Source organism: Vibrio jasicida CAIM 1864 = LMG 25398 (assembly GCF_000400365.1).
GTDB lineage: Bacteria > Pseudomonadota > Gammaproteobacteria > Enterobacterales > Vibrionaceae > Vibrio > Vibrio jasicida.
Genome location: NZ_BAOG01000041.1, coordinates 96,528 through 118,219, shown reverse-complemented (window position 1 = coordinate 118,219; position 21,692 = coordinate 96,528). Strand labels below are relative to the sequence as shown.

General features: G+C 45.7%; 19 protein-coding genes and 1 tRNA gene. 10 read left to right on the top strand and 10 right to left on the bottom strand.

Annotated elements, in window-relative coordinates:
- Window positions 1–23: 23 nt before the first annotated feature.
- The 3 genes from VJL_RS12300 to VJL_RS12290 form a co-directional block, all read right to left on the bottom strand.
- Window positions 24–1,976, bottom strand: coding sequence for a PTS mannitol transporter subunit IICBA (locus VJL_RS12300; protein ID WP_038866170.1), 1,953 nt, complete (start codon window positions 1,974–1,976; stop codon window positions 24–26).
- 594 nt (window positions 1,977–2,570) lie between these two features.
- Entirely contained in the window at window positions 2,571–4,334 is a 1,764-nt protein-coding gene (locus tag VJL_RS12295) for a bifunctional lysophospholipid acyltransferase family protein/GNAT family N-acetyltransferase (RefSeq protein ID WP_038878275.1), read from the bottom strand.
- Window positions 4,335–4,476: 142 nt separating this feature from the next.
- Window positions 4,477–4,767, bottom strand: a complete 291-nt coding sequence (locus tag VJL_RS12290; RefSeq protein WP_038866171.1) for a hypothetical protein — start codon at window positions 4,765–4,767, stop codon at window positions 4,477–4,479.
- A 163-nt stretch (window positions 4,768–4,930) separates the two neighbouring features.
- Between VJL_RS12290 and VJL_RS12285 the strand changes: the two genes are divergently transcribed.
- On the top strand, window positions 4,931–5,650 hold the full coding sequence (locus VJL_RS12285; protein ID WP_038878272.1) for an SIMPL domain-containing protein: 720 nt from the start codon (window positions 4,931–4,933) through the stop codon (window positions 5,648–5,650).
- 232 nt (window positions 5,651–5,882) lie between these two features.
- Window positions 5,883–6,155, top strand: coding sequence for a hypothetical protein (locus tag VJL_RS12280; protein WP_038866173.1), 273 nt, complete (start codon window positions 5,883–5,885; stop codon window positions 6,153–6,155).
- 84 nt (window positions 6,156–6,239) lie between these two features.
- Here the strand turns inward: VJL_RS12280 and VJL_RS12275 are convergent.
- The 5 genes from VJL_RS12275 to rpsU form a co-directional block, all read right to left on the bottom strand.
- Window positions 6,240–6,315: transfer RNA gene (locus VJL_RS12275), tRNA-Ile, on the bottom strand.
- Window positions 6,316–6,459: 144 nt separating this feature from the next.
- Window positions 6,460–8,322, bottom strand: a complete 1,863-nt coding sequence (gene rpoD, locus VJL_RS12270; RefSeq protein ID WP_038866174.1) for an RNA polymerase sigma factor RpoD — start codon at window positions 8,320–8,322, stop codon at window positions 6,460–6,462.
- Window positions 8,323–8,421: 99 nt separating this feature from the next.
- On the bottom strand, window positions 8,422–10,182 hold the full coding sequence (gene dnaG, locus VJL_RS12265; RefSeq protein WP_038878269.1) for a DNA primase: 1,761 nt from the start codon (window positions 10,180–10,182) through the stop codon (window positions 8,422–8,424).
- Between the two features lie 148 nt (window positions 10,183–10,330).
- Entirely contained in the window at window positions 10,331–10,774 is a 444-nt protein-coding gene (locus VJL_RS12260; RefSeq protein ID WP_038866176.1) for a GatB/YqeY domain-containing protein, read from the bottom strand.
- A gap of 28 nt (window positions 10,775–10,802) precedes the next feature.
- Complete coding sequence (gene rpsU / locus VJL_RS12255) at window positions 10,803–11,018, bottom strand: 30S ribosomal protein S21 (RefSeq protein ID WP_001145625.1); 216 nt, start codon at window positions 11,016–11,018, stop codon at window positions 10,803–10,805.
- Between the two features lie 230 nt (window positions 11,019–11,248).
- On the opposite strand from rpsU, the gene tsaD reads away from it, so the two are divergent.
- Together tsaD and VJL_RS12245 are read left to right on the top strand one after the other, a co-directional pair.
- Window positions 11,249–12,265, top strand: a complete 1,017-nt coding sequence (tsaD, locus tag VJL_RS12250; protein ID WP_038866177.1) for a tRNA (adenosine(37)-N6)-threonylcarbamoyltransferase complex transferase subunit TsaD — start codon at window positions 11,249–11,251, stop codon at window positions 12,263–12,265.
- Between the two features lie 186 nt (window positions 12,266–12,451).
- On the top strand, window positions 12,452–13,267 hold the full coding sequence (locus VJL_RS12245; RefSeq protein ID WP_038878266.1) for an alpha/beta fold hydrolase: 816 nt from the start codon (window positions 12,452–12,454) through the stop codon (window positions 13,265–13,267).
- Window positions 13,268–13,303: 36 nt separating this feature from the next.
- On the opposite strand, the gene plsY is transcribed toward VJL_RS12245, so the two are convergent.
- Window positions 13,304–13,915: a glycerol-3-phosphate 1-O-acyltransferase PlsY gene (plsY, locus tag VJL_RS12240; RefSeq protein ID WP_038866181.1), complete on the bottom strand. Its 612-nt coding sequence runs from the start codon at window positions 13,913–13,915 to the stop codon at window positions 13,304–13,306.
- A gap of 265 nt (window positions 13,916–14,180) precedes the next feature.
- Between plsY and folB the strand changes: the two genes are divergently transcribed.
- Genes folB through VJL_RS12225 form a run of 3 tightly spaced genes read left to right on the top strand, consistent with a single transcriptional unit; the run spans window position 14,181 to window position 15,838 of the window.
- Complete coding sequence (gene folB / locus VJL_RS12235) at window positions 14,181–14,540, top strand: bifunctional dihydroneopterin aldolase/7,8-dihydroneopterin epimerase (RefSeq protein WP_038866183.1); 360 nt, start codon at window positions 14,181–14,183, stop codon at window positions 14,538–14,540.
- Window positions 14,537–15,019, top strand: a complete 483-nt coding sequence (folK, locus tag VJL_RS12230; RefSeq protein ID WP_038866185.1) for a 2-amino-4-hydroxy-6-hydroxymethyldihydropteridine diphosphokinase — start codon at window positions 14,537–14,539, stop codon at window positions 15,017–15,019. The genes folB and folK overlap by 4 nt, the downstream gene beginning before the upstream one ends.
- A gap of 15 nt (window positions 15,020–15,034) precedes the next feature.
- Window positions 15,035–15,838 (top strand): undecaprenyl-diphosphate phosphatase, encoded by an 804-nt coding sequence (locus VJL_RS12225; RefSeq protein ID WP_038866187.1) that lies wholly within the window; start codon window positions 15,035–15,037, stop codon window positions 15,836–15,838.
- A 70-nt stretch (window positions 15,839–15,908) separates the two neighbouring features.
- On the opposite strand, the gene VJL_RS12220 is transcribed toward VJL_RS12225, so the two are convergent.
- Window positions 15,909–17,129, bottom strand: coding sequence for a multifunctional CCA addition/repair protein (locus VJL_RS12220; RefSeq protein ID WP_038878264.1), 1,221 nt, complete (start codon window positions 17,127–17,129; stop codon window positions 15,909–15,911).
- Window positions 17,130–17,277: 148 nt separating this feature from the next.
- Here VJL_RS12220 and VJL_RS12215 point away from each other — a divergent pair, with 148 nt between their 5' ends.
- From VJL_RS12215 to ggt, 3 genes are all read left to right on the top strand, one after another.
- Window positions 17,278–18,921 (top strand): ExeA family protein, encoded by a 1,644-nt coding sequence (locus VJL_RS12215; RefSeq protein ID WP_038878261.1) that lies wholly within the window; start codon window positions 17,278–17,280, stop codon window positions 18,919–18,921.
- A complete protein-coding gene (locus VJL_RS12210) occupies window positions 18,921–19,646 on the top strand; it encodes a general secretion pathway protein GspB (protein ID WP_038878259.1) in 726 nt (241 codons plus the stop codon). Before VJL_RS12215 ends, VJL_RS12210 begins: the two co-directional genes overlap by 1 nt.
- Before the next feature lie 279 nt (window positions 19,647–19,925).
- Window positions 19,926–21,656: a gamma-glutamyltransferase gene (gene ggt, locus VJL_RS12205; RefSeq protein ID WP_038878257.1), complete on the top strand. Its 1,731-nt coding sequence runs from the start codon at window positions 19,926–19,928 to the stop codon at window positions 21,654–21,656.
- Window positions 21,657–21,692: the final 36 nt, after the last annotated feature.

The following is a 21,692-nucleotide window of genomic DNA, read 5'->3' as shown; positions in this document are numbered from 1 at the left end:
CAGGAGCAAATTAAAGGGAGTGATTAAGCCGCTTGCTGGCCGCCAAGGATGTTCAGAATCTCTTCCACATCGTTGGTGCTAGTTAGCTTCTCAATTGCTTCCGGCTCATCGAGCGCGTTCGTAATGGTGGTGATTACTTGGATGTGTTCATCGTTCTTAGCGGCAATACCGATAACCAGTTTCGCTACATCGTCGTCATCTTCAGTAAATTGGATACCCGATGGGTATTGGCAGATTACAATGCCGGTTTTCTTCACGCGGTCTTTCGCTTCAACGGTGCCGTGAGGTACTGCGATAGATTCGCCTAAGTAGGTTGAAACCAGTGCTTCACGTTCAAACATTGCGTCTACGTACTCTGGTTCTGCGTAGCCTAGTTCAACCAGCTTGTTACCTGCAAAGCGAATCGCTTCTTCTTTGTTGGTTGCTTTCAAACCTAGGTGAATGTTTTCGCGCTGAATTTGGAATACCGATGGTTGCTGTTGTTCAAAGCTGTCATCGTTCGCAGCCATGACCGATACTTTTACCATTTGTTCGTCGTTTGCTGCGGATTGTTTTTGAGCGGCTAGCAATTTAGTTACTAGCTGGTTGTACATTTCGCTGTCTAGGAAGTTCGTCAATGAAATGTGGTGTGCGTTTGGAGCATGCTTACGTGCACGATCCGTTAAGTCTTTATGAGTAATCACGATATCTGCACTCTCTGGTAAGCTATTGATAGCAAGGTTGGTTACGTGGACGTTCAGACCCGCGTCTTGAACTTTTTTGCGTAGCATGCTCGCGCCCATTGCACTCGAGCCCATGCCCGCATCACAAGCGACAATGATGCTTTGTACTGTCGCTAGGTCTACGTCACCTTTGCTTTGGCTGTTTACCACCGCATCGTTTTTAGATGCAGATTTCATGTCTTTCATTTGTGATGTTGCTTTCTCTAGTGCTGCTTCATCACCGTCTTCTTCTGTTGACGTTTGTGTCTTCATTAGTAGTGCTGCTACCGCGAATGACACGCCTGTTGCTGCTGCGATGGACGCTAGAACACCAACGATTGAGCCTTTCTGAGTCATCAACAAGATTGCAAAGATTGAACCTGGTGATGCTGGAGAAACAATACCTGCGTTAAAGATAGTGAGAACGAATACGCCCGTCATACCGCCTGCGATAGCCGCAAGGATTAGGCGAGGGTTCATTAGGATGTATGGGAAGTAAATCTCGTGGATACCGCCGAAGAAGTGGATGATTGATGCACCACCTGCAGTTTGACGAGCCGTACCTTTACCAAACACCATGTAAGCTAGCAGGATACCTAGACCAGGACCTGGGTTTGCTTCGATGAGGAAGAAGATCGATTGACCTGTCTCAGACGCTTGTTGGATACCTAGTGGAGAGAAGATACCGTGGTTGATCGCGTTGTTTAGGAACAGGATCTTCGCAGGTTCAACGAAGATTGAAGTCAGTGGTAGTAGGTGAGCAGAAACTAGGAAGTTAACGCCTGCCGCCAAGCCACCAGAAAGAATTTTTACGAATGGACCGATAAAGATGAAAGCAAGGATCGCACATAGCATGCCGATGATGCCCGCAGAGAAGTTGTTAACCAACATCTCGAAGCCACTTTTTACTTTACCATCGATGTAGTTATCGAATTTCTTGATAGCCCAGCCGCCCATTGGGCCGACCATCATTGCGCCCATAAACATTGGGATGTCTGTGCCGACAATCACACCCATTGTTGTGATTGCACCGACTACCGCACCACGATCGCCACCAACTAATTTACCACCGGTGTAACCGATAAGTAGTGGCAGCAAGTAGGTAATCATTGGGCCAACCATAGAGGCTAACGTTTCGTTTGGTAGCCATCCAGTTGGGATAAATAGAGCAGTGATAAAGCCCCACGCGATAAACGCGCCGATGTTTGGCATTACCATGTTTGACAGAAAACGACCAAAATTTTGTATCTTGATCTTGGCATCTGGTGATATCATAACAATTCCCCGTTCGATGTTCTGATGAATCTTGTTGTAGTAAACGGTTCGCCAAAACCGTTTGTTTGATTGCTTAGTACCCAATCAATTTACCACACATTTTCCAATTGGAACTGACAACGGGTTTTTCGTGATCTACGCCCGCATTTCTTAGGCTGAGAAACGGTTTTTAAGTGACCAAGTTCAACTTATTAACTTGTAACTTAATAACAAAAAGCCACTTTCAAATCTGTCAATAAAAATCTTAGTGATCAATTCGATCTTCTGACAAATTTAAAATCAAAATACTTTGTGACTTTGATCACTTTTGATTTCTTTTGAAATTCAAATTAAATACCAGTAACGATCAATATCACATTTTGTGTTGATTTGGTCTGGGTATGAAATGTGATCTGAGTCACTTTTGGTGTTTTGTGAAAGTTTGCGACGGGATTGGTGTGATCAATGTCATTGCGACTCTTCGATAGAGTGTATTTATAAGAGTCTTTTCGGCATACTTCACGAAGTGTTCTTATCTAATTGATAGAAAAATAAAAAAAAAGAGTCGCTACACTGCTTTTTATTGACTCACAACTCTCTTCTTACTCACTGCTCTTACTTATGGTTGCTATTAGCATGGTAGGTGAGGTACTCATGAGTTTGCTCGCGTCCCATATACCGTGCCAACGTCTTTTCTTGAACATCGCGCAAATCCACCGTAATCAACCCATCTAGCGCATTATTGAACGCAGGGTCGACATTGAAGCACACCAGTTTGCCATTGAGGCTTAAGTACTGACGCAGTAACACGGGGACACCTTTTCCTTCATCGATTCTGGCAATAACGCGTGATAGTAACTGTAAATCCCCCAGAGCGGTAAGCATGCTAGTGTTCCAGTCGCGGTGGTGCTCGGGAAGTGGGTTAGAAGGCGTGACGTACTCTGCGCAGTTGTTATCGTAGTGGTGCAGCGTCATTGATTGAGCCAGCAGTTGGCGTGCAGTATCGCTATAATCGTTGCTAATGCTTACCGGACCAAATAGGTGAGTGTAATCAGGGTTTTGATGCACGAAGGTTGCGATGCCTTTCCACAGTAGCAGTAGCGCGCTCATACTCTTTTGATATTGCTGCGCAATCACTGAGCGCCCCATCTCGATGGATTTACCCATTTGGTCGATAAAGCGCTGGTCATAGTTAAACAACGTTCGTGAATACAGGCCTGCTACGCCGTGCTTTTCAATCAGTTGATCAACTAGACCTAAACGATACGCGCCCACCAAGCATTGGTTTTCTCTGTCCCACACAAACAGATGCAGGTAATCATGATCGAAATGGTCAATGTCTATTGCTAGTCCCGTCCCTTCGCCAACCTGTCGAAAATTGAGCTCACGTAGGCGACCAATTTCATGCAGTAGGGAAGGGATATTCTGCGACTTCGTGCAGTAGACATCGAACTCACCACTTGTTAGCAGTTTGGACTCGTTTGGTAAGCTGTTCAGCTCTTCAAGCAATTCGCCTATGGGTAACCCTGCCGCTATTGGAGAGAGTTGTTCTGATGAAGCAGAGGGTTTTACCGATTGGGTTTCACGATTGAGCAAGTAAGTGTTGAGTCGTAAATAACTCACGACTTGATCATCGCTAAGTGTGTTGAGTTCTTTGAATTTGATCGCTTGGCCAAAAGATAAATCGATAGTTTGTGCTTGTTTGTTTAGTAGCTCCCGCCCGAGCATTAGGGTACGCAAAAGTGGATGGATTTTCCCTGCCATATAGAAGCGTTTCGAGTTCTGACCACTGATGAACACTGGAACTGTTGTTGCTTTGTTTTTTCGGATTAGGCTGCTTACGCTTCGACTCCACGCTTTGTCTTCCAAGCGTTGTTGTTTGGCATCGACTAACTGGGAAACCTCACCGGCAGGAAAGACAAGCAATAAGCCGCCACTGGCGAGGTGTTTATTGGCAGCTCTCAGGGCTTTCATATTCGATTTAACGGCGTCTTTGCCTTCAAACACATCAACACCAATAAAGAGCTGATCTAACTCCGGCACGGTTTTAAGGTATTGATTGGCTAGGATTTGGATATCGTCTCTGACCATCAACAGTAATTCAGCCAAGATCACGCCTTCCACACAACCAAGCGGGTGGTTCGCCACAATGACGGTCGCTCCTTGTTTAGGAACTGAATCGAGTGAACCATGAGCAATGCGATAGTCGATACCTAAGATATCCAGCGTGAAGCGAAGAAAAGTTTTGGTATCGGCATTAACGGGCCGTTGAGCGTAGAACTTATCCAGCTGGTTTAAACCGGTTGCCCATTCAGCAACGTTTTCACCAATACCAAAAGGCGTTTTACGGGGGAGACGAAAAGGGGTTGAACTATCCATATTTACCTCAGCGTATAAGTTGCTGATTGGATAGTAGAAATTACAGATGACAGTTCAGAGGCAAAAACATGAGCCTTTGGTGACAAAGTGGTGACGCTTTGTTGACCAAAGGCGAAGCATAATGAAGGTGGTATTGAGAAATTTAAGCTTTATCACCAGCAAACATGAGGATACTAAGAGAGTTGAGTGTTTCACCCAGGCTTTCTAGCGAGCTCAGCACCTGCTTAGTGGGTTCGTTTTCTAGCAGTATGCGTCCATCAAAACCTTTGCCCGTGCACGATTCTTCTGAACAAGCCTGTGCATTTTCTTCAATGGTGTTTTCATTAGTGACTTGCTCTTCAGCTAATGATTCTTCAGCTGCAAACTCGTTGGCACTGACACAAAAGCTGGAGATCAGCAGTCCACAGAGCAATATTAATTTTGTTTTCAACATACTGATAAACTCAAAAATAAAACACTGTTCGATTTTATGTTATCGAGCTCATCATTTCGAGCGATATGACACAAATTTAGCTTTCGGTCGCTATTTTATTGCCATAACTAGACTATCTTATCGACATAACAAATTGATTGATTGAGCGAAGTTAGGAGTATGAATGGAGCGAATTACCAATAAGTCGTCAGTATGGCTGGGGTTAAGCCTGATCATTGGTCTTGGTGTCCTGGGCTTTTTTATCCAACAGACGGCGATTAAGTACAAAGCTTACGAGCGAGTGGTTACCGTGAAAGGGCTATCTGAACGTGAGTACCCCGCGGATACGGTGATTTGGCCGATTCAGTTTACCGTAGCGAGTAATGACTTGCCGACGATGTTTGATGAGATTGATCAACAGACGAAGCTAGTACTCGATTTTCTCGCAGCAAAGGGACTGGATGAATCCAACTTCTCGTTATCCTCTCCAGCCGTAACAGACCGCAAAGCACAGCAATATAGCAACGAACAGGATATTGAGTATCGTTACTTAGCCAATCGAACGGTGACGGTCTACAGCCAGAACATTGATGTCGTTAGAGCGGCTATCAATGAAATCGGTGAGCTAGGCAAACAGGGTGTGTTGCTTAACCAAGATCCTTATGCAAATCGCATTGAATACAGTTTTACTAAGCTTAATGACATCAAGCCAGACATGATTGAAGAAGCGACTAAGAACGCTCGTGAAGTGGCAGAGAAGTTCGCGAAAGATTCACAAAGCTCGCTTGGTAAAATCAAGCGTGCGACGCAAGGTCAGTTTTCCATTTACGATCGTGATAGCAACACACCTTATATTAAAAAAGTACGCGTTGTTTCAACCGTTCAATATTACTTGTCGGATTAACTCTACGTCTTTCTATCCACTGAATAAAAAAGTAAAAGCCAGTCATTTGATTGGCTTTTTTAATGCTCAATCAATTGCATTTTAGTTGCCGCTCTTTTTCTTATTTGCGCAAGTGATCTTTTATAAAACTAAGTTCTTATTTGTTCGGCCGTGAAGTTGATAAAAGTCAATTCAGATAGGGGTTTAGAGGCGTAATTTTGACCGCACTTATTCGCTAGAAGGAATTGCTAGAATGGCTTACAAACATTACCTCAGAGAATTGCTTGGTTTAGCAATTGTGGTTTCTGTGGTGTTCGGTGCATTGAGTGTGTTGTTGGATTTATGTGCCTTGGTGGCGTTTTGTGAACATCAAGAAGATACGGCTCAATTGTTTTTCCATGAATCGTTTTATTTTGTCGCGTTCTTGATCCCCCCTTATTTTCTGTGGAGAGCGATCAATCGCCCAGACTTAGTCTCTGCAACACAAGAGTATCAAGCCTCAAGGTGCGAGCTAGAACGTTCGTAAAACTAATAAGCTTAGTGGCTTAAATGAAGCGCGTTTCCAAAAACAAAAAAAGCTCGTAGATTTCTCTACGAGCTTTTCGAAATTTGGTGGCCCCTCCCAGACTTGAACTGGGGACCAATCGATTATGAGTCGACTGCTCTAACCACTGAGCTAAGGGGCCTTAATAGGTCAACGATTATAGGGGAAGCGTTGCAAGGTGTCTAGCCACTAGGTAGGGCAATTGCGCTTAGTTTTTATTCACTTAGCTTCACCGATAATAAAAAAGGTGACACTCGGTCACCTTTTTTGCTTTTAATCGCTTCGATTACTCGTCTAGGAAGCTGCGCAGAGTTTCTGAGCGGCTTGGGTGACGCAGTTTACGTAGTGCTTTCGCTTCGATCTGACGGATACGTTCGCGAGTAACGTCGAACTGCTTACCAACCTCTTCTAGAGTGTGGTCAGTGTTCATGTCGATACCAAAGCGCATACGAAGAACTTTTGCTTCACGTGGCGTTAGGCCTGCAAGTACGTCTTTTGTTGCCATTTTCAGGCTTGTCGCAGTTGCTGAATCTAACGGCAGTTCTAGCGTTGTATCTTCGATGAAATCACCTAGATGCGAATCTTCGTCGTCACCGATTGGTGTCTCCATAGAGATTGGCTCTTTAGCGATTTTCAGTACTTTACGAATCTTGTCTTCTGGCATTTGCATGCGCTCTGCCAGTTCTTCCGGTAGCGGTTCACGACCCATCTCTTGCAGCATTTGGCGAGAGATACGGTTTAGCTTGTTGATCGTTTCGATCATGTGTACCGGAATACGAATCGTACGTGCTTGGTCCGCGATTGAACGAGTGATTGCCTGACGGATCCACCACGTTGCGTAAGTCGAGAACTTGTAACCACGACGGTATTCAAACTTATCTACCGCTTTCATCAGACCGATGTTACCTTCTTGGATTAGATCCAAGAACTGTAGACCACGGTTGGTGTATTTCTTCGCGATAGAAATTACCAGACGTAAGTTCGCTTCAACCATCTCTTTCTTCGCACGGCGAGCTTTTGCTTCACCGATAGACATACGACGGCTGATGTCTTTAATGTTTTGAACGTTTAGAGAAGTCTCTTCTTCAATCATTTTTAGCTTCATGATTGAACGACGGATTTCTTCTTCGCTACGTTTGATTTTTTCAGCGTAAGGCTTATCAGATGAAAGAATCTCATCTAGCCAAGCTTCGCTTGATTCATTGCCTGTAAATAGCGCGATGAACGATTTCTTCGGCATTTTGCCGTATTCAACCGCTGACTTCATGATCAAACGTTCTTGAGTACGAACGCGATCCATCGCAGTACGAAGCTCGTTCACGAGGTGATCGAACTGTTTTGGTGTTAGACGGAATTCTCTGAATACGTCTAGCATCAATTCGTTTGCAACGGTTGCTTTCGGGCTTTCGTAGCCGTGTTCGTTGATCGCAAGCTGAAGGTTTTGGTACGTGCTGCGTAGCTGGTTGAATTTCTCAAGCGCTAGCTCTGGGTCAATACCTACATCTTCTTCAGAATCATCTGAATCGTCATCACTTTCTTCATCTTCTTCTGCGTCTTCTTCGTCTTCTTCTTCTAGTTGAGATTCAGACAATTCAGAACCGATGTGCGTTGCTGTTGGAGCAGCAGTGTCATCTGCGTCAGGGTCAACAAATCCAGAGATAAGGTCAGTTAGACGAAGTTCTTCTGCTTGAACTTTGTCAAACTGCTCAAGAATGTATGGGATAGTGCCAGGGTATTCAGCAACAGACGATTGAACTTGGTTAATACCTTCTTCAATACGTTTTGCGATGTCGATTTCGCCTTCGCGAGTCAGTAGCTCTACAGTACCCATTTCACGCATGTACATGCGCACTGGGTCTGTTGTACGACCAATTTCACTTTCTACGCTAGAAAGTGCAGCGGCTGCGGCTTCGGCAGCATCTTCATCGGTAATGTTTGTGTCATCGTTCAGTGCTAGATCATCGGCATCAGGAGCAGTTTCAACTACTTTGATACCCATATCGTTGATCATCTGAATGATGTCTTCTACCTGTTCTGAATCTACGATTTCAGCAGGTAGGTGGTCATTTACTTCGGCGTAGGTCAGATAGCCTTGTTCCTTGCCTTTAATAACAAGTAACTTTAGCTGTGACTGCGGATTTTGATCCATAGACGGTATCCAACTTCGTAATCTGGTGAAGGAATCAGTATGCGAAATGCAAACCACTTACTATAGCAAATTTAATTGTTGCTGACTAATTAATCAGGGTTACGCTTTTAAATCTAGCATTAAAGCTAGCAGCTCCCTTTTCTCTTCGGCTGATAAACCGACACTTCTTGCTTTGGCCTGCAGGTTTTCAATTTGCTTTTCTACGCACTGGGCAATTATTTTGTCCAGTGAGTCTAAAAATATTTCTTCAAGGTTGTCTTCTACGAGCGGAATATCCCAGCTCGCCAGACGAGACAGAAGGGTCTCATTTTGGCTATTTCGCCAATGCTCTAATAATTGGCCTGTGTTGATATGGGGATGTGCCTGACATTTATCAAGTACATCAACAAATAAACTTAGGCCTGGTATGGATAAATCTCTCACTGAGGAAAGATCCGGTACCATTTGAGCATAGCTCGGATTTTGAATAAGTAGAGCGATAACCTCGCGCATCGGAGTTCGTTTGATCTCTTTGTGCGGCTGAGGTCGAGTTTCATTGCTCTTCTTACGTGGTTGACGTAAGCGGTTATCAAAACCAGTGCGTTCATCAAGCAGCTTTTCGAGTAACTCCTGAAAGTAGGGATCAGGTATCTTGTCGATAAGTGCACTTGCGTAGGCACGCAGTGCCGACTTACCTTCATTATTGCCCAAGTTGATTTGGTGCAATTCAATCAGGTTATCAAACAGATAGCTCGAAAGCGGTGTCGCTTGTTCGATTTGTTGTTCGAAGGCTTGTTTGCCGTATTTACGAACGTAGCTGTCCGGGTCTTCGCCATCAGGTAAGAACAAGAACTTCAATGTGTTACCTGTTTTCAGGTATTGAAGTGCGTTTTCCAGCGCGCGCCAAGCGGCCTCTTTACCTGCGCGGTCGCCATCGTAACAACACACAACGGTGTTGGTCTGACGGAACAGCATTTGAATGTGGTCGCCAGTCGTTGACGTGCCCAATGAAGCGACAGAGTAATCTACGCCATATTGCGCTAACGCGACAACATCCATATACCCTTCAACCACCAAAATTCGTGGTGGTTCACGATATGCCTGTAAGACTTCATAAAGGCCGTATAGCTCTTTACCTTTATGGAAGATTGGCGTTTCCGGTGAGTTGAGGTATTTCGGGGTGCCGTCGCCCAATACACGACCACCAAAACCAATCACTCGGCCTCGTCGATCTCGAATTGGGAACATAATACGGCCACGGAAGCGGTCGTAACGGTTACCTTTTTCGTTTTCAATCAACATGCCGCCTGTAACTAGCATGTCTTGGTTATCTTTGTTCTGGCCGAAGTTCTTACGGACTAAGTCCCATTCATCGGCCACATAGCCGATGCCAAACTTCTGGACGATTTCGCCAGATAATCCACGATCTTTTAGGTATTCAATGGCAACTTTGCTTGCTGGTAGCTTGAGTTGATTACGATAAAACTGAGAAATACTGCCCATTAAATCGTAAAGGCTACGTTTTTCGCTGCTGCTGGCTTGTGGTCCTGATTGAAACTGACCGCCACCACCGCTGCGTTGTTCGCGAGGAACATCTAACCCGAGGTAAGACGCCAGTTCTTCAATAGCTTCGACAAACTCTAAGCGCTCGAACTCCATAATGAAGTCGATGGCATTGCCATGCACGCCACAACCAAAACAGTGATAGAACTGCTTTTCTTGGCTGACACTGAATGAAGGGGTCTTTTCGTTGTGGAAAGGGCAGCAAGCGCCGTAATTTTTACCTTTTTTCTTAAGTTTCACGCGCGCGTCAATGATGTCGACAATATCAAGTCGAGCTAGGAGGTCATCAATAAAACTGCGTGGGATGTGTCCAGCCATAAAACCTAACAAAAAAGAAAAATCATGATTGGTGTGAATGAGTTATGGAGAAAAGCATGCATACGACCGTGCGTTATTCCATTCATTCAGATACAAACAAGCCGTGCGTTCCAAAGGATAGCACGGCTTGCTGCAATTGGGTGGGGTGTTAAGCCAATTTAGCGCGAACTAAACCGCTCACTTTACCCATATCTGCACGCCCTTGAATTTGCGGCTTCAGAACGCCCATTACTTTGCCCATGTCTTGCATGCCAGCTGCACCAGATTCAGTAATCGCGTTCTCGATAAGAGCTGCTACTTCTTCATCTGTCAGTGGTTGAGGCATAAAATCCTCAAGAACCGTAATTTCTGCTCGTTCAGCATCAGCAAGATCTTGACGATTTGCTGCTTCAAACTGCGTAACAGAGTCGCGACGTTGTTTAACCATTTTGGTCAACACAGCAAGAATGTCGTCGTCGTTCAGAGTGATCTGCTCGTCAACTTCACGTTGCTTGATTGCTGCTAAGGCTAAACGAATAGTACCAAGGCGCAATTTGTCCTTGGCTTTCATCGCTAATTTTTGCTCTTCTTTGAGTTGTTCAATCAGAGCCATAACTAAATTCCTTTCCGGATCTCAGTTATTAGTACAGGCGAACGCGACGAGCGTTTTCGCGAGCTAGCTTCTTAGCGTGACGCTTTTGAGCTGCTGCTTTAGCGCGTTTGCGAACTGTAGTTGGTTTTTCGTAGTGCTCACGACGACGCACTTCAGAAAGGATACCTGCTTTTTCGCAAGAGCGCTTGAAACGACGTAGAGCAACGTCGAACGGTTCGTTTTCACGTACTTTAACTACTGGCATATGCCTTTCACCTCAGGGGTTATTCGTTAACGCTGGATTTCAGTAAACCAAATCACAATTATTTAGTCTATTACCAGCTTGATCAAAAATGGTGCGGAATTTTAATCCGATCACATAAGCTTTGTAAAGCCTTTTATCGCTTATTGTCTGTACAAAATTTGTTTGAAGCACCAAGGCAAGGTAATATGACGCCCAAATTTCCTCTATACAGAAAGCCCACTGAGAAAACCATGCGCATTATCGGTATTGAAACCTCATGTGACGAGACTGGCATCGCGATTTATGACGATGAAAAAGGTCTGCTATCACACCAGCTTTACAGCCAAGTAAAACTTCACGCGGATTACGGTGGCGTGGTGCCTGAGTTGGCTTCACGTGACCATGTTAAGAAAACTATTCCTCTTATTAAAGAGGCGCTAAAGGAAGCAAATCTGACACCTAAAGACATTGATGGCGTTGCGTACACCGCTGGGCCAGGTCTTGTTGGTGCCTTGCTCGTTGGTGCAACGATTGGTCGTAGTATTGCTTACGCTTGGGGTGTTCCTGCGGTGCCTGTTCACCATATGGAAGGCCACCTACTGGCACCTATGCTAGAAGACAATCCACCACCATTCCCGTTTGTTGCGGTATTGGTATCGGGCGGTCACTCAATGATGGTGGAAGTGAAAGGCATCGGCGAGTACAAAATCCTAGGCGAGTCGATTGATGATGCAGCGGGTGAAGCGTTTGATAAAACCGCGAAGTTAATGGGCTTGGATTACCCTGGTGGTCCACTACTGTCTAAACTGGCAGAGAAAGGCACTCCGGGTCGCTTTAAATTCCCACGCCCAATGACCAACGTGCCAGGTTTGGACATGAGCTTTTCTGGTCTCAAGACTTTTACTGCTAATACCATTGCGGCTAACGGTGATGATGAGCAAACACGTGCAGATATCGCTTTAGCATTTGAAGAAGCTGTGTGTGCGACACTGGTAATCAAATGTAAGCGTGCTCTAGAACAAACTGGCATGAAGCGTATTGTGATTGCGGGTGGTGTAAGTGCTAACCGTCGTCTGCGTGCTGAACTTGAGAAGCTGGCGAAGAAAGTCGGTGGTGAAGTTTACTACCCACGTACGGAATTCTGTACCGACAACGGTGCGATGATCGCCTACGCTGGTATGCAGCGCCTGAAGAATGGCGAAGTGTCGGACATGGCTGTGGAAGCGCGCCCACGTTGGCCAATCGACCAACTGACGCCAATCGCGTAAGTAAGCTTCTACTGAAGGTTTGAAATAGATTCACCACGATAAAGGTCTCTGCTTATAAGAGGCCTTTATTTTTACCTATTGGACTGAAAGGCTTTGCGTAATTAATGTTAAAGCCTGACTGATGCGAGCAGTTCTATATCGTTTCAGTGATAGGATGATGTGCAAGAATTATAAATGGATATAACAATGAATAAGTTTGAAATTGAAGGTCAGAAACTTGCTTACTTAGATAAGGGTGAAGGCCCTGTGTTGCTATTTGGACACAGTTATTTGTGGGATTGCCAAATGTGGGCTCCGCAGATTGAGGTGCTAAGCCAGTCATACCGTTGTATTGTGTCAGATCTTTGGGCACACGGTGAGTCAGATGCTGCACCAGCTTCAACCCGTTCTTTGGTGGATTACGCTCAGCACATGCTGGCATTGATGGATCATTTGGAGATCGAACAGTTCTCTATTGTTGGTTTGTCTGTTGGCGGCATGTGGGGTGCAGAGCTGACTGCTCAAGCTCCGCAGCGTGTGAAGTCATTGGTGTTGATGGATACCTTCATTGGGCTTGAACCTGAAGTGACACACAAGAAGTACTTTGCGATGTTAGATACGATTAGCCAAGTGCAAGCCGTACCAGCGCCAATTATTGAGGCTGTCACTCCGCTGTTTTTTGCCAATAATGCCGAGCAAGTAAACCCTGAGCTAGTCGCTTCATTCAAACAAAGTCTGGAAGCTCTACAAGGTGAGCGTGCAGTCGAAGTCGCTCGTGTTGGGCGTATGGTGTTTGGCCGCCGTGATGTGATTGAAGATTCAGAAATGTTCGCTTTGCCAACGTTGATTGCCGTCGGCCGTGAAGATAAGCCTCGCCCGGTGTTTGAATCTTACTTGATGAACGACTGTATTACGGGTAGCCAATTGATTGAGATCCCAGAAGCAGGGCACATTAGCTCATTGGAGCAACCTGAGTTCGTTAACCAGATGCTGTTAGACTTCTTAAATAAAGTGCACGCTTAGATTTTCAAGCCATATTTAGATATAGAAAACTCGGTTTTAGGCCGAGTTTTTTTCTATCAGTTTCTTCTCACCAATCTTTGGTTCTTCGCCAGAGAGTAATCGGCGGATGTTTTGATGGTGTTTAAAGACGATTAAACAGCACAACATTGCTACAGGTAAGGTGTATTGAGGTTTGAACATCCAAGTGTAAAACGGTGTCACTAAAACGGTGACTAAGGCAGCTAAAGAAGAGTAGCGGAACAAGACAGCGATCCCCAGCCATGTCAGCATAACAAGACCGGTTAAATCCAGACCGATAGGGGCGATTGCACCAAGTGCTGTTGCGACGCCTTTCCCCCCTTTAAAGTGGAAGAATATTGGGTACATATGGCCGAGACAGGCTGCAATCGCGATGACACCAAGAATGATCGGATCGATACCGAGGAAGTACCCTCCCCAAACCGGTATGGTGCCTTTGAGCATGTCACAGAGTAAAACGGCTACGGCAGCCCCTTTGCCGCCAATGCGTAACACATTGGTTGCACCAGGGTTATTAGAGCCAACTTTACGAGGGTCTGGCAGCCTTAACAAACGACAAATGAGTACCGCACTGGAGATCGATCCCAGCAAATAGGCGGCCATTGTCATTATCAGTGCCAGTGCGTCCATAGAAGTCCTTGATGGATTGGAATTTAATGCTCAGTTCCTGAGTAATTGCTATCATACCGCGATTCGGCTACGAGCAAAAATACTCTCTGCGATAGAGCTTGCATTATGGGATTTCTTGTATATAAAGAGTCTTCGCAGTTTATACCCAAGTGACTTTTGCCACCAATTGACGTGGTTAAAGGCCGCAGTAGGTTGCTTGGGTATAGAATAGTACGATCAAATTGCCCGTATCGGGTATCCGACCTCTGTAAAAGAAGGACATAAGATGGCTCTGGATAAAGTTTTTATTGAACAACTAGAAGTAATCACCACCATCGGCGTTTACGATTGGGAACAGCAAATTAAGCAAAAGCTGGTTCTGGATATCGAAATGGCGCACGACAATAAACCGGCGGGTAAAAGTGATGATGTTCAAGACGCATTGGACTACTCGCAGGTAAGTGAAGCGGTGCTTAATCACATCGAAAATGGTCGTTTCCTTCTGGTTGAACGAGTGGCAGAAGAAGTGGCTGACATCATCATGCAGCGCTTCTCTGTGCCTTGGGTAAAAATTCGTTTGGCAAAACCTGGTGCCGTTCCTCAAGCACGCGCGGTAGGCGTTGTGATTGAGCGAGGCCAGGCATGATAAAAGCTTATATCGGTGTCGGTACCAACATAGATAGGGAGCGGCATTCGTTGGCGGCTTTTCAAGAGTTGCAGCAACTTGGAACGGATCTCCACGTATCACCGATATATGAATGCGAGCCAATTGGCTTTAGCAGTCAGAACTTCTACAACTTCGTGATTAGTTTTTTTACGGAGTTGTCACTCGAAGAGTTGAGTCAGCATCTACGCGAGATTGAGTTTAAGTGGGGTCGTGAGGAAAATGCGCAAAAGTATCAGGATCGAACCTTAGATCTCGATATAGTCTTGTTCGGTGAGTGCATTTCGCAACAAAAACCTGAGTTACCTCGCAGTGATATCTACAAATATCCTTTTGTAACAAAGCCCCTGTATGATCTCGAACCTCATCTAGTGATCCCCGGCGATGGGCGTACTGTCGCTGATATTTGGCAGGCGATGCAGCCCGTTGATTCACTCAAACCCGTTTCTTTTTCACTTTAATTTTGAGTTGTTTACATGAGTTACTTTGAAGCCTTTATTTTGGCTCTGATTCAGGGTCTGACAGAGTTTTTACCAATTTCCAGCTCTGCTCATTTGATTTTACCTTCCGCTATATTTGGTTGGGAAGACCAAGGTTTAGCATTTGATGTTGCCGTTCACGTTGGTACGTTGATGGCTGTGGTGATTTATTTCCGCCAAGAAGTGATCACGCTATTCCAAGCGTTGTTTGCCTCGATCTTTAAAGGCGACCGCAGCAAAGAAGCCAAATTAGCTTGGATGATTGTATTGGCTACGATCCCGGCGTGTGTCTTCGGTCTATTGATGAAAGACATCATTGAGATTTACCTACGCAGTGCTTATGTGATCGCGACGACGACGATCATCTTTGGTTTGTTGCTGTGGTGGGTGGATAAGAACGCAGAGCAAATCGCGGATGAATACCAAACGGGTTGGAAGAAAGCACTGTTTATTGGTATTGCTCAAGCACTTGCGATGATCCCTGGTACTTCACGCTCTGGTGCAACCATCACCGCGGCGCTTTACTTAGGCTTTACCCGTGAAGCGGCGGCTCGTTTCTCATTCTTAATGTCGATACCAATCATCACTTTGGCTGGTGGCTACTTAGGGATGAAGTTAGTAACCAGCGGCGAACCTGTGCATGTTGGCTTCTTACTTACGGGTATCGTGACTTCATTTATCAGTGCGTATATTTGTATCCACTTCTTCTTGAAGATGATTTCACGCATGGGCATGACACCATTCGTTATCTACCGTCTGATTCTAGGTTTTGGCTTGTTTGCTTTCTTGCTGACGGCTTAAACCCAATCCGAATGAAAACGCCCGCTTTCTATAGCGGGCGTTTTTGTTTGTTCGTTATGTACTTATCGGCTTATTTTTCTAGCGTAACTCTTACTGCTTCAACGCGGCGCTTCTCTTGTTCATCGCGAATAGTTGGGCCTTTGAAGCCATCTTTAATGATCGCTTGTACATCGACAGAGGCCGCAGCTTGGTAAGCTTGCATAAACAGCTCTGCTTGCGGGTAAGGTTGGTCTTCTAAGCCTTTTCGACCAGCATGATCGGCTTGGCAACAGATTAAAATATCTTGCAAACGTTCTGACTTACGCCATACATCAAACTTGTTGAGGATTTTGATGATGGTTTGTGGTTTAAGCTCGACGGCTCGGTGGATGTTAGAGTGTTGCTCACAGACCATTAATGCTAAGTCACGAAATTCATTAGGAACGCGCACGCGAGCACACAGCTTTTTAATCAACTTTAAACCCGTGTGACAATGCATTTTGTGACTCGGCCATTCGCTTTCTGGCGTGACGCCTTTGCCTAAATCATGTACTTGTGCGGCAAATCGAACCGGCAATGAATCACTCAGCTTTGCTGCTTGCTCGGCCACCATAAGAGTGTGAATACCTGTATCGATTTCTGGATGCCACTTTTCTGGCTGAGGTACGCCAAACAGGACATCAATTTCTGGCAGGACGATGGCTAACGCACCGCACTCTCTTAAAACAGATAAGAATACGTCTGGGCGGGAAGTAGAAAGCGACTTATGCCATTCTTGCCAAACACGTTCTGGGGTAAGGGTGCTCAACTCGCCAGATTCTGCGATCTCGCGCATTAGTTGGATGGTTTCTTCTGCCACGCTAAAGCCCAAATGCGCCAACTTCGCCGCGAAACGAGCCACACGCAGAACACGTAGAGGGTCTTCAACAAAAGCTTCCGATACATGACGTAGCACTTTCGCCTGCAAATCTTGTTGACCACCATAAGGATCATATAGATTGCCGTCATTATCCATCGCCATGGCGTTGATGGTGAGATCTCGTCGGATAAGGTCTTCTTCTAGCGTGACGCTTTGATCAAAGAAACATTCAAAGCCAGTGTAACCCGCGCCAGATTTTCTTTCGGTTCGTGCAAGGGCGTGCTCTTCTTTAGTCTTGGGATGAAGAAACACAGGAAAGTCTTTCCCGACAGCCGTGTAGCCTTGGCTTTGCATCATTTCAGGTGTCGAGCCGACAACCACCCAATCTTTGTCATAACTGTCGATTCCGAGCAAATGATCTCGAACTGCACCACCAACTAAATAAACTTGCACGGATTACCTCTTAATTTATGGATATGACGTTGGACATTGTAGCAAGCAATGGTACTTTTCTTCACATCTAAAAGAACTTAGCGCTTTGTTTAAGTCTAATAAGGAATATCCCGATTTGATTGCGGGAGGGTTTTAGCTGGAGATCCTAATGTATAAGGACTTTTTCGGGTTTGTTGAACTGCCATTTTCGATTGTTCCAAACTCGCGTTATCTGTATCTGAGCCAACGTCATAAAGAGGCGATCACGCATCTTCAGGCGGGGTTAGGCGATGGTGGTGGTTTTGCCATGCTGACAGGCGAAGTAGGGACAGGCAAAACCACCGTCGCGAAAGCTATGTTGGCGAATTTGGATGAGAACACCAAAGCAGGCTTGATTCTTAATCCAACCTTTTCTAGCCGAGACTTGCTTGAGGCTATTTGTGATGAGTTCAAAGTAACTTATCCGCAAGATGCGACGCTCAAGCAGCTTAACCAAGCGATTCATGAGTACTTGCTGCGTAACCATAAATTAGGTTGGACGACGTTATTAGTGATTGATGAGGCGCAGCACCTCGCCGCTGATGTTCTTGAGCAGTTGCGTCTACTTACCAACTTAGAAACGGACACCAGAAAGCTGCTTAAAGTGCTCTTGGTTGGCCAGCCAGAGCTACAACGCTTGCTGCAAACGACGCAGCTACGTCAGCTTGCACAGCGTATTACTGGTCGTTATCACTTATTGCCGTTGGATGAAAAGGAAACCGCTGACTACATTGCGTTTCGTTTGCATACCGCAGGTGGTGACCAGCAGTTGTTCGATCGCAGTTCGACTAAGCTGATTGCCAAGTATAGCCACGGCATTCCACGCCTTATCAACCTTGTGTGTGATAAGTCACTGAACATGAGTTACTACAAGGGCAATGTAGTCGTTGATCGACAGACAGTACATCAAGCGTGTGAAGAGGTGATGCAGTTCCAAGCCGAGATTTATCAGCAGGATAAGCCAATTCGCCGTAGCTTTGAATGGCCTGCGTGGGGCTCGGTTGCCATTGGTGTGTTTGCGGCATTAGGTGTTGGTTGGGCAGTGACGCACAATATGCCTATGGAGGTGCCAACAAATACTGCACCTACGGTTGCTGCTCAAACGCCAATACAACCAGCGGTTGTTGCCCCAATTGTTAATGAGCAATTGACCAATGAGCAATTGACCAATGAACAACGTGAACAACTGTTAGCACAAACCCAATCAAATTTAGCCGTTAACGATCTTTACAAACTATGGGGCTACCGCGCTTCAGTTCGCGACAATCTTTGTTTATCTGAGCCACAATCAACAATGCGTTGTGAGCGAAAGATGGCAACATGGCCGCTATTGGTTCAGCAGAATCGTCCAGTGATATTAGAACTGAATTATCAAGGGGAAGTGGGTTACGTCATTTTGTATGCGATTGGTGACGGTAAGGTGGAAGTGCTCAATGGTAAGGAGCGCCTACGCCTACCTATATCGTGGCTAAAACCACTGTGGCAGGGCAATATCATCGAGTTATGGCAAGCGCCTCTAAAAGATACTCTGCGTCTTGATATGGAAGGGCCTGCAATTGAAGTGTTGGACAAGTTGCTGGCAGAAGCGGTAAATGAACAACCACTAAGTACAGACATTTATGATGGTGCAATGAAAGAGCGTGTGGAACTCTTCCAGCGCTGGCAAGGCATTGGTGTGGATGGCATTGCAGGTCAACGTACATTAGAGCGCTTACAACAAAGCGCACAACCTGATGCTCCAGCCTTAGCGCAAATCAATGAGGAGGAAGCATAATGCCGATGATGAAACACATTGGGCTTTTTCTACTGCCTGTAAGCCTAACCGCTGTTGGCGTCGCTTGGTATATGGACCTTTTGACGCCAGAAATGCAAGCCCCCAGAGTTGCCCAAGAGCCGATGACGGTTCAAGTGCCAGCTCCTGAGCCTGTTAAGTTAAGACCAAACTTTGAAACGCTTGACTACCCTGAGGTGACTCAGCTTGCTCAGTTGCAACGTGAGTGGCCAAGTGCAGAGTTATCGAGAAGTATGGGCACCTTTGTCGGGCAAGATTATGTGAGTAATGAATCAGTGCCGGGTGAGCAATCATTACTTTCTGTGCCAGAGAAAACAAAGCAGACTTCGCAAACGAAAGTTGGGCAGGATGATCTCGGACTGTCGTTAGATGATCTCGACTTGTCTTCGTTGTCCCCTGATTTAGCGATGAAAGTTGAAAATGCGATGGCGAACAATGATCAGCCTACGCGCTCAGAAGCTCAGATGAACGATCTTGAGTATGATGCACGCCAATGGCATGGCCGCTTGCCGGCATTGAATTTACAAACGCACATGTATTCAAGCGATACTAAGCGACGTTGGGTGAAGATCAATAACGTTGAATACCACCAAGGTGATGTGGTGGATGGTCAAATCACGTTAAAAGAGATCCAACCACAAGCGGTGATCGTCGAGTTCCAAGGGGAACAGATCCGAATTCCTGCATTATATGAATGGAAAGGGTAACGATCTAACCCGAATCTAATAGAAGCCAGTGAAGTTATTCGCTGGCTTTTTTGTCTCTTCTACAAGCTTCTCCCTATTGGTTTGGTTAATGATTTCCAAACCGTCAAAGAAACAAAATATACCTTACACCAGTGCTTAAAAGGGCTTCGATATTGCTGATGGATTGATCATGCCTATCGGGTCAGGGTTGTGTAAAAAAACACCATATTGACGAACTTGGCAATAAGCATTTGGTCAACGTTAGACCTCTATAAAATTACAGGAGTCTATACGGAACGTATGCGTATTCTTACTTTTTCTTTGAGCTTGGTTGCCGCGGTGAGCTATGCCACAAAGCCTGAACCTTTTCCGATTACGCCAGATAATACTGGTGAGCATTTTATGGTAAGCGCAACCAATCCTTATGTGAGCAGTGCTGGTTACACGATATTGAAGCAAGGCGGTAACGCGGTTGATGCCATGGTGGCGATGCAGATGGTGATGTCGGTCGTTGAACCGGATATGACAGGTATCGGTGGCGGTACATTTGCTTTGTTTTACCAGCACGATAAGCAACAGTTTCTTGCGCTTGATGGTCGAGATGAAGCGCCTTCTAGTGCGAACCCGAATATGTTTGTAGAAAACGGAGAAGTACTCAGCCGCAATGACATTCTTGGCCCTCGTTCTATTGCCGTTCCGGGAACCTTACGATTGCTCTATTCCACACACGAGCAATACGGCAAGCTTGCGTGGTCTGAATTGATGAAGCCTGCAATTGAATTGGCAAGCGAAGGTTATGCTATGAACAGCTACACCTACGATATTGTCGTACGCGAGCAAGCGCGGTTGAAACAAGACCCAGAGATAAAAGCACTGTATTGGCAAGGTAATGAGATTAAGCCGACAGGCACGTTGATGAAGAACCCTAAGATGGCCGAAACGCTAAAACAGATCGCTCGACAAGGTGATGAATACCTCTATGGCGGTGAGTTTGGTAAGCACATCGTTGAGACAGTCAACAGCCGTATTGGAGACCAACATGAGAAGCTGTCTTTGTCGGACTTCAAAAACTACCAAGTTAAGCAACGTGACATCATTGAGACCGAGTATCGAGGCAATAAGGTTGTGTCATTTGGTTATCCGGCTTCTGGTGGAGTGATGGTCGCACAAAGCCTTAAGTTGCTTGAACCTTATGGTCTCTCTCAAATGGCGAAAACAGATGTTGAACCTTGGCGTTTGATGACGGAGGCAATGCGTGTTGCAAAAGCCGATCGCATCGCTTACGCCGGTGACCCTGATTATATAGAGACTCCGATTGAGCAACTGTTGGATAACGATTATCTCGATGAAAGACGAGAATTGATTCCAGATTATGGTGTGGCAAAAGATAGTCCGAAAGCTGGACAGGTAACGCCAATGCAGTATGCGCAATACCAAGGCTTTGAGAGCAAAGATACCGGGCATATTTCCATCATTGATAAAGAGGGCAATGCCATTGCGATGACCAGTACCGTTGGGACTGGAATGGGAGCGGGTGTGATGGTCGATGGCGTGATTTTGAATGCGCAAATGGCAAACTTCTCTCCCATGCCAACAGTCAATGGTAAACCGACGCAAAATGCCATTGAGGCAGGTAAACGTCCGCGATCAGCCATCACGCCTTTAATGGTCATGGACAGCAGCAATGACTTACGTTTGGTTGTGGGCTCTCCTGGCAGTTCGCAAATCCCAGGTTATGTTTTAAAGACCCTTGTAGGGGTTCTCGACTGGAACTTGTCTGCGCAGGAGGCGATTGATCTACCGAATATTCAATACGGCACCAAGATTGACCGAACTAAGCCCTACGATCCGACTGGCTTGTTGGTGGAGAAGAAGACCTTTGCAGAAATGCTCGTTCCGGAGTTCATGGAATTAGGTTACCCAGTGCACGTAATACCTGTGGTGAGTGGGTTGAATGCGATTGAAGTTAAGGATGGCAAGATTTACGGCGCAACGGATAGACGACGAGCATCCAGTTCAATGGGGGAGTAACAAGGTATCTCGTTAAACGAAGCCAACAAAAAAGCC